This window comes from Mycobacterium sp. 1245801.1, assembly GCF_001673055.1.
GTDB classification, from domain to species: Bacteria; Actinomycetota; Actinomycetes; order Mycobacteriales; family Mycobacteriaceae; genus Mycobacterium; species Mycobacterium europaeum_A.
Genome location: NZ_LZKY01000381.1, coordinates 1 through 1,080, shown reverse-complemented (window position 1 = coordinate 1,080; position 1,080 = coordinate 1). Strand labels below are relative to the sequence as shown.

The 1,080-nt window shown below is 65.2% G+C and carries 2 protein-coding genes and 1 pseudogene; 2 read left to right on the top strand and 1 reads right to left on the bottom strand.

Going from position 1 to position 1,080, the window contains the following annotated elements:
- Both A5622_RS28660 and A5622_RS24390 read left to right on the top strand, forming a co-directional pair.
- Window positions 1-311 (top strand): holin (locus tag A5622_RS28660; RefSeq protein ID WP_197508088.1); only part of this gene is annotated, 311 nt, incomplete at its 5' end.
- Window positions 308-592 (top strand): hypothetical protein, encoded by a 285-nt coding sequence (locus A5622_RS24390; RefSeq protein ID WP_066881741.1) that lies wholly within the window; start codon window positions 308-310, stop codon window positions 590-592. The genes A5622_RS28660 and A5622_RS24390, both read left to right, overlap by 4 nt.
- 7 nt (window positions 593-599) lie before the next feature.
- On the opposite strand, the pseudogene A5622_RS29855 reads toward A5622_RS24390, so the two are convergent.
- A pseudogene (locus A5622_RS29855) lies at window positions 600-1,080 on the bottom strand (peptidoglycan-binding protein); the annotation flags it as partial.

Below are 1,080 nucleotides of genomic sequence, written 5' to 3'. Positions count from 1 at the left end.
TGCTGGCCGCGCAGAGCGCATCCCACGCGTTCCTGGGTGTGTCGGGTGGTGACGTGTTCAACTTGTTCCACCTCGACTGGAAAGCCGCCCTCGGTGTTTCCGGCGGCGCCGCCTTAGTTGCGGTGCTGCACAAGGTTGTGGAGTACCGGATCCCGGTGTCTGTCAGCGACCCGGCGCCCGCAGTAGCCACCCCAGCGCCGCCGCCGCTGCCGGCTCCTGCCGCGGAACCCGTGCCAGCCGTCGCCCCGGTCCCGGCCGCGGCTGCTGTGCCGGCTGAACCGCCGGCCGCTGATGCCGCGCCGGCGACATGAGCACCGCTGAAGTGATCGCCCTCGTCAGCGCAATCGCCGCCCCACTGCTCACATTCCTGGGTGTCGTGATCGGCGCCTGGCGCGGCCGGGCGGACGGTAAACGGCAATCCGAACAGGCGCTTCGGGAACTCGAGGTCAAGGCCCGCCTCGCCAGCGAGCAGGCGGCCGATGAGGCCCGGAACAAGGTGACCGAAGCGTGGGAGGCTTACGCGGCCAGCAGCCCGGTAGCTTTGAACCAATCGAGGTTGATCATGTTTGACCCCTTAACGCCTAGTAGTTGATATTGTGTCACGAAAGAAGGTTGCGCACCCAATCCAGTCCGCCCGAAATGTCATACGGGCTGTAATGCGGGTTCGGCTGATCAGCCAGGAACACGATGCCGCTGACGATCGCCTGAAACACGCTGATACCGAACGTGATCAACGCCGGGATGTTCGACGAGATGACGTTGGGTAGCTGGTGCACCAGCTCCGTGATCACCCCGTACGGGTTGGACAGGAAATCCCCTCGAGCTACCGCCTGGTAGATGGATGCCTTCAACTGGCTCGCTTGGTCGTCGCCGTTCTCAGCGAAGATGTCTCCCTCGCGGTAATCATCCATGAAGTTCGGCGGCAACGCCGGGCACCCGGGGGCGCCGTAACGCTTGTACGGGTCCAGTCCATGGGTGCCGGTCTTCTTGATCTGCCCGATGGCCCACGGCGCGATCGAATCCGTGCCGCGGCAAGGGTTGCCGTAAGCCAGGGTGCCGAGCCGGTCGGCCTCCCGCCAC